We start from the raw sequence: 6,840 nt of genomic DNA, 5'->3' as shown, positions 1-6,840 counted from the left end.
TTAAAAACACAAGATTTTTTGTAGTCCTAAATTTTATATTCTTATAGTTAGTTATTTGCTTCATATACCTATATTGATAGTATTTTATTGAAGTCAAACATGGGAGGTGGGGATGTTTTTAAAAATATCTAAGGTAAAGGATTTTGAATATCTTAGAATCGTTCAGTCTTCTAGAACCAAAGACAATAAGGTTAGGCATAAGACTATTGTTAATTTGGGCAGAGCTGATAAAGTGGCTGAACTATTTTCCTGCTTTTGAAAAACTTTTTGAACTTTATGGAGATAATGTTTTTGTGCCTATTGATAAAATTAATACCCATGGTGCTAATATCAAAAACTACTCTTATGTTATTATTAAACGTCTCTTTATTCATTATTTTACTCCTTTTGTTTTGGAGTGAGTTTTTCGCAGAGGTTCCCTATACGGAACCTCTATCTTTTTTTTCCATACCCTTTGATGTTCTTCATATTACCATCTATTCGCTCTTTACACAAAATTATGCATGTTGCATGGTTGCAATTACATCATTTAATTTATTTGAAAGTTCATTCACTTCAGAAATAGCCTCAACTGACTTAGAAATTGCATCTGCATTTTCCTGGGTAATTGTATTTAGATTATCTACTGCGTTTGCTATCTCATCAGTAGTAGCAGCCTGTTGTTCAGCTGCAGTAGCAATATTTCTAATCTGATCTGTGGTGTTAATGGCAAGCTCTCGCACTTTTTGAAACACGTCTTTTGCTGCATTGGCAAGTTCCATATTTTCCACAACGCTATCATTAACTGCCTGGGTAGACTGTACATTCTTGTTGGTAGCACTCTGTATCTTTTCAATAAAGGTTTTCACTTGCTGGGTCGCAGCCATTGTCTTTTCTGCCAATTTTCTGACTTCATCTGCAACAACTGCAAATCCCTTTCCTGCCTCTCCTGCCCTTGCAGCCTCTATTGCAGCATTTAATGCCAGAAGATTTGTCTGGTCTGCTATCTCAATGATAGTATTCATTATATCACTAATCCCATCTGCATGGGATTTCATATTGACCATATCTTCCATTAATTTACTGGACTCTTCCTGGACTTGCTCCAGCAATTTAAATGACCTTACCACCGCATCTGTGCCCTCTTCTACCATCTTTCTTGTATCCTCAGCAGAAATAGCAGTCTGAGAGATGTTATTAGAGATATCCGAAACAGTGGATTTCATCTCTGACATAGAAATTGCAATCTCAGACATCTTTGCCCTCTGCTCAGATGTATTTTCCTCAATCTCTTCTGCCTGCATTCCAAGTAGAGAGGCAGCTTCTGCCAAATTTGAAGATATACTTGTAGCCTCATCCACAGCAGACTGTAATGTCCTGTACATATTTTTTATTTTAGTCTCGTCAATTATAATTTCCATGACCCCGTATATATTGCCATTTTTATCCATTAATGGACTTCCAATATAACTGATGTCCATCTTATTCCCTGAAATATCCAGAGTTGTTTCTGATACTACCCTATCTTTCTTTTTCATGGAAGTCACGCATGCACAATTCTCTGTATTACAATGTGGAGTTGGAAATAACTCAAAACACTTTTTAGACCTAATGTGGTTAAGTTCTCTATTTATCAGCTTAAGACCTGAATTATTTATGTATCTAAGATTTAATTCCTTATCCATTATAGACACAATAATGGGCATCTTATTTAGCATATTTTCAAAGGTATCCACCATATTGTTAACACCTTCAACAAATTCTCTAAAATATCCCTGTTTTTCCCCTACATCAGCCCTATAATCTAAATAACCCAACCCTATCTTTTCAATTACCTGTTTGAATTCATTTAAAATATCCTTAACAGTACGTGCAAGGTTATTTAAAGAAATAGTCAACTCTCCCAGTTCATCCTTGGAGTCAACCTCTATTGTATTATCAAATATTCCCTTTGATACCTCTTTTGCAAATTCAACAGCCCTTTTTAATGGCCTTGTTATATAAAAAGAGAGGAATACTCCCAGCATCAAAGCCACACATATGCCTGCTATGGTCGAGATCAAAGAGACTCTATTTAAAAAGGCTGCCTGTTTAACAGATTTTTCAACCTTATATTCTACTTTTTTATTCAAATAATTTATAAACTTGAGTAAAATATTGTGAGTCTCATCCTGAGAATCCTTAAGCTCAAAGGTAGCCATGTTATTTGCTATATCATAAGCATCCTGAAGTCTCATAATATATTGTACTGCTTTATCAAAATGAGAAAATAAATACTTAGAAGCAAATTGAAGTTGTCCATATAATTCATTTGACAATTGAAAATTATTTTGTTTAACAGCCTGTTTCATCTTTTTTATAACATAATGAAATCTTTTATCAAGTTGCACTATTGTATCAAAAAGATTCTGCAAGTCTTTATCCTTAAATTTATGACTTTTCAACCATTTAAATAACATGCAATCCTTATAATCATCTCCACCCTTAAAAATTTTTTTTGTATATAGCATATAAGATGCTTCAGAAATCAATCTATAATGCTCTACTTGAAACTTTTCGATATTAATTAAAAGATCCTTTGGATCCGCTACACCTGACTTTTCCAGGTCTTTAATCAGGGATAAAAATTTAGAAACGTTCTTATCATATTTTCTCATGGATTTTTTTAAAGATTGATATAGATTTTTTTCCTTCCCATTATTATCTAAGTGTTCAAGAGCCCCGTTAAATTCTTCCAATCTCACTTTTTGAGCCTTTTTAATTTCCCTGATTTCATTTTCCATGTCTTCTTCAGTAAGACCTGGAATCAGCAAGGTCATAACTGATTTTTCTAGCATAAATAACGAAGTATTAATCCTCTCAAGGTGGTCCATTAAAGGCATATGCTTGGAAGTTAGCTCGTTACTTTCATCTGAAACAATACGGATATTGTTCCATCCCAACAACCCCACAAACAAAAGAACTAATGCCACAATTAAAAAACCTGCTAGCAACTTAGTCCTGATCTTCAAATTTTTAAACATAATCGCCCTCCTACGATGAACAATAGTAAGTATAGACCATTTTGGCAAGGCAACAAATATACAGTGGTGATTCAAAAAAATCAATATCTGAGATAAGAATATATTTTTATCGACTTAAACATCTCTTACATCCCATCTTTGAGGCTTCAGATATTCAACTTGAATTTATCAAAATGATAAACTCAGGGCAGTAGAGGATTGACTACACTTATCTTTTTAATTATGTTTATAACTAACAGGTTAGTTATTTTTAGAGGAATAATTTATGGGAAAAAAAAGGTTAAGCGCAAAGGAAAGAAGAAACCAGATCATCTCAAAAGTAAAAGAACTTTGTGCAAAAAAGGGATTTGCAGGCACCACCCTTGATGAAATAGCAAAAGGTGCTGGTGTAAGTAGAGCTCTTGTAATTCAGCTTTTTGGAAACAAGGAAAATATTTACAAAGAACTTTTAATAGAAGTATTTAAAGACCATCCAATGGAAAAAGATGTAAATTTAATTGGTTATATCCAAAAACAAGACGACCTGGGGGTATTTTTGTCCTATGCTGAACATATTTACAATAATATGACAAAAAAAGATTCTTTATTATTAAAACTTATTTTATTTAGTATGTTAGAAAAGCCAGAAATATATAGATACCATTTTCAAAATAGAAGATTAAAAGGTCTAAAAGTGATTGAAGACTACATTGTACAGGGAATTGCAAAAGGAAAATTCAAAAATATAGATGCCCATCATATTGCACTCTGTTTTTCATCAATGGTTATGTATGTACTTTTAGAAAAAATCACATTACAGGATAAATTAGAAAAAAATGAAGTTATGGATATAATAAAAACAGGAATAATATCAATATTAAATGGAATAAAAAGGAGGGATGAGAAATGAAATGTGAAAAATGTGGAGCTATCCTAAATCCAGAAGAAGAGATATATGAATATGCAGGCAAAAAACTATGTGAAGATTGTTATCTAGATTTTATTTCCACCCCAAAAACATGTGATCCATGGGCAGTACACGCTGCAAAAGGATTCAAAAAAAAGGAAAACCTAACTCCAATACAACAAAAAATATTGGATATTTTACATCAAAAAGGTCCTATAACTGCAGAAGAGATCTGTCAACATCTTGGAATAGATGAAAATGAATTCAAAGCCAATTTTGCATCCTTAAGACACATGGAACTGGCAAGGGCCTGTAAGGTGGAAGATAAGGTATGTTATACTTTATTTGATAAATAAATTGTTATATGGTTTATATACCCCGCCGGGACCAAAAAATAATGTCCCAGACGGGGGGTATGGTTTTAATATTAGATTAAATTTAATTCTTGTAATACCTCATATGCAAATGAAAGATAGGGAGGGCCTCCCATAATTGCTCCACAAAAGATTGCATCTTTTATCTCTATATCTGTTACTCCATTTTTCAGAGCTTCAATTATATGGAATTTTAGACAATCACTACATTTATAACTAACTGAAAGTGCGATTTTAATAAGTATCTGGGTAAATTTATCAAGTGAACTCACTCTTGTTTGTGTATCAATCAATCCCTTAAATTTTTGTAAAAACTCATTTTTCTCGGACATAAATCTCAAGGCACCTGGAACAAAATCCATATCAATCTCTTTTTTGCCTTCACTAAGTAACTTAATCTTTTTTAACACATTTCCCACCTTACTTTTTACATCCAATAAATCCTCTTCATTTGGACGACCTTTTATATTTCCAAGGCAACCCTTTGTGGCCAATTCTTCATTTTTATGGAATTCTCCAACAATATACCATTCTCCTAAGACTGAGAATCTAAGATGTTCAAAAAACTGTTCCATATATTTTATAGCTGGTATGGCTTCTCTTATTCCTGTGTGGGGCCCTGAATATGTCACATAACACACAGCATATTTACCAGGTATTTTAGGAGACTTTGGAATGATGTTTCCCTTTTTTCTATGATGAGCAAGCTGGACACCAATAAAATCCAATACTGGTTTACATGGAAGCATCTGAATCACAGGTGTCCCTAAAAATACAAGGTCGTATCCATATAGATCAACATCCATATCCTTGGTGACCTTTTTTCTCTCACATGTTACCCCCTCTTGTTTTAAAGCATCAATAATGGCATAAGTCACCTTCTCAGTATTGCCTGTATTAGATTGATATAAGACCAAGGCCTTCATTTTTACACCTCCTTTTTTATAACTAACTTGTTAGTTATAATTACCTCAAAAAAAATTTATGTCAATATAATTATTCAATCTCTATTATCTTTCCCGCCCCTCCTTTAATATAATGTTCAGGATAGATAGACATTATTTCTGATTTATGTTGCGTGCAATGGGTAGCACAAATAAAAGAAAGACCTTGTAAACTCTGTGGCCTAGTTCCATGAAGACCCCCTATAATTCCATAGGGTTCTCCAAATTGAGATGCAACTGCTATAATATGCTCCATCCTTGGGTGAGAACAGCCAACAATAATTATAATTCCCTTGTTTGTCTTCACACAAAGAGACTGCTCTACTTTATCTATCTCACCTGTGGAATAAATCCCATCATAGAGTTTAGTGGGTCTTTTTAGATGAAAGATATTTTTCGCACCTTTAATTTTCCAAAAGGGAGATGGTAACCATACATTTACCTGGTTATTTATTTCAATAAGATCTAAAAGACCTCCTGTGTGATCCCAGTGAAGATGGGAAATAAATACATCTGTTATTTCTTTTGGATCAATTGCAAGTCGTTCCATATTTGAGAGTAAAATTTTCCCATCTGCACCAGTGTCAAAAAGGATCTTCCTTCCTCTGGATTCCACAAGTGCTGAAAATCCCCAGTCAGCCCTAAGAGCAGGACTTATGGTAGTATTGTCATAAATAATAGTGAGTTTCATTTTTTATTTAATTTTTTAAGTTTTCGTCTTCTGTTCCATTAGGTAACATCCAATCTGGATGAAATATCCCTTTTTCTTCCATTTGATAGCGAACACAGTTTTCCCAATCACCTTTGCAGTATAGCTCTATCCACTTGCGGTCTAGATCTCCATGTTCATAAAATTTCTTCATGGGACACACCAAATACCATTTACACTCTGTAGATAATATCTTTAATTTTCTATATTTTTTTAATAAATCCTCTCTACGAGATGGATCATAAAGCACAGTAGCAGGATGAGGCAAGGGAAATATCTTTTTATCTCCCGTCCAGAAAAGCTTGCCACAGAGTTCAAAAAATTCCTTTTTTCCAGGGAGTGGCATAGCATATCTTTTAAAAATATACCTTGTTGCATAATAACCTAAAGGGACTAAAATTTCAGGATTTATCAAATCTATCTCTTTAGTTAGATAATAACTGCAACTTTCAATCTCATCCTGTTTAGGCCTTCTATTTTTTGGAAGCATACATTTTATGAGATTTGTCATATAAATATCTGACCTGGTTATTTTTGCTGAATTTAGTAATTCATCCAACACCTTACCTGAAGGTCCAATGAACATTCTTCCTTCTTTATCTTCATTTTTACCAGGTGCTTGGGCAATTAACATAATCCTTGCAAGAATATTCCCCTCACCACAAAGAACATTAGTTCTAGTTTTAAACAGCCTGCATCTCTTACATTTTTTTATACTCTTATTTAGCTTTTCCATTTCCATGGCAACATACTTTATTGGATTGATTTTATAGGTAAACAAAAAAAATAGACACACAAACTAAAAAAATCTCTCTTTGTGTACATATTTAAATAAAATTTTTATTTATTCAAGAATCAAAATTTATATTAAAGCAATTTCATTGAGAATAAATCCATACTAAATGTTGATATTTGAATCTTTTTC

At 33.0% G+C, this 6,840-nt stretch carries 7 protein-coding genes; 2 read left to right on the top strand and 5 right to left on the bottom strand.

What is annotated here, in order from left to right:
• Positions 1-209 precede the first annotated feature (209 nt).
• Both ACYQ0O_RS05510 and ACYQ0O_RS05505 read right to left on the bottom strand, forming a co-directional pair.
• Entirely contained in the window at positions 210-374 is a 165-nt protein-coding gene (locus tag ACYQ0O_RS05510; protein WP_459891396.1) for a hypothetical protein, read from the bottom strand.
• 123 nt (positions 375-497) lie between these two features.
• Positions 498-3,002 (bottom strand): methyl-accepting chemotaxis protein, encoded by a 2,505-nt coding sequence (locus ACYQ0O_RS05505; protein WP_459891394.1) that lies wholly within the window; start codon positions 3,000-3,002, stop codon positions 498-500.
• Between the two features lie 265 nt (positions 3,003-3,267).
• Here ACYQ0O_RS05505 and ACYQ0O_RS05500 point away from each other — a divergent pair, with 265 nt between their 5' ends.
• Entirely contained in the window at positions 3,268-3,891 is a 624-nt protein-coding gene (locus ACYQ0O_RS05500; RefSeq protein WP_459891392.1) for a TetR/AcrR family transcriptional regulator, read from the top strand.
• A complete protein-coding gene (locus ACYQ0O_RS05495; protein WP_459891390.1) occupies positions 3,888-4,244 on the top strand; it encodes a hypothetical protein in 357 nt (118 codons plus the stop codon). Before ACYQ0O_RS05500 ends, ACYQ0O_RS05495 begins: the two co-directional genes overlap by 4 nt.
• A 71-nt stretch (positions 4,245-4,315) precedes the next feature.
• Here the strand turns inward: ACYQ0O_RS05495 and ACYQ0O_RS05490 are convergent, their stop codons facing one another.
• The 3 genes from ACYQ0O_RS05490 to ACYQ0O_RS05480 form a co-directional block, all read right to left on the bottom strand.
• Complete coding sequence (locus ACYQ0O_RS05490) at positions 4,316-5,188, bottom strand: carboxymuconolactone decarboxylase family protein (RefSeq protein ID WP_459891388.1); 873 nt, start codon at positions 5,186-5,188, stop codon at positions 4,316-4,318.
• Between the two features lie 70 nt (positions 5,189-5,258).
• Positions 5,259-5,897 (bottom strand): MBL fold metallo-hydrolase, encoded by a 639-nt coding sequence (locus ACYQ0O_RS05485; RefSeq protein ID WP_075068428.1) that lies wholly within the window; start codon positions 5,895-5,897, stop codon positions 5,259-5,261.
• Between the two features lie 7 nt (positions 5,898-5,904).
• Positions 5,905-6,657, bottom strand: a complete 753-nt coding sequence (locus ACYQ0O_RS05480) for a uracil-DNA glycosylase (RefSeq protein WP_459891386.1) — start codon at positions 6,655-6,657, stop codon at positions 5,905-5,907.
• Between the last annotated feature and the right edge of the window lie 183 nt (positions 6,658-6,840).

The sequence above is a fragment of the Desulfothermus okinawensis JCM 13304 genome, from assembly GCF_054654515.1.
This window is presented reverse-complemented; position numbering and strand designations above follow the sequence as displayed.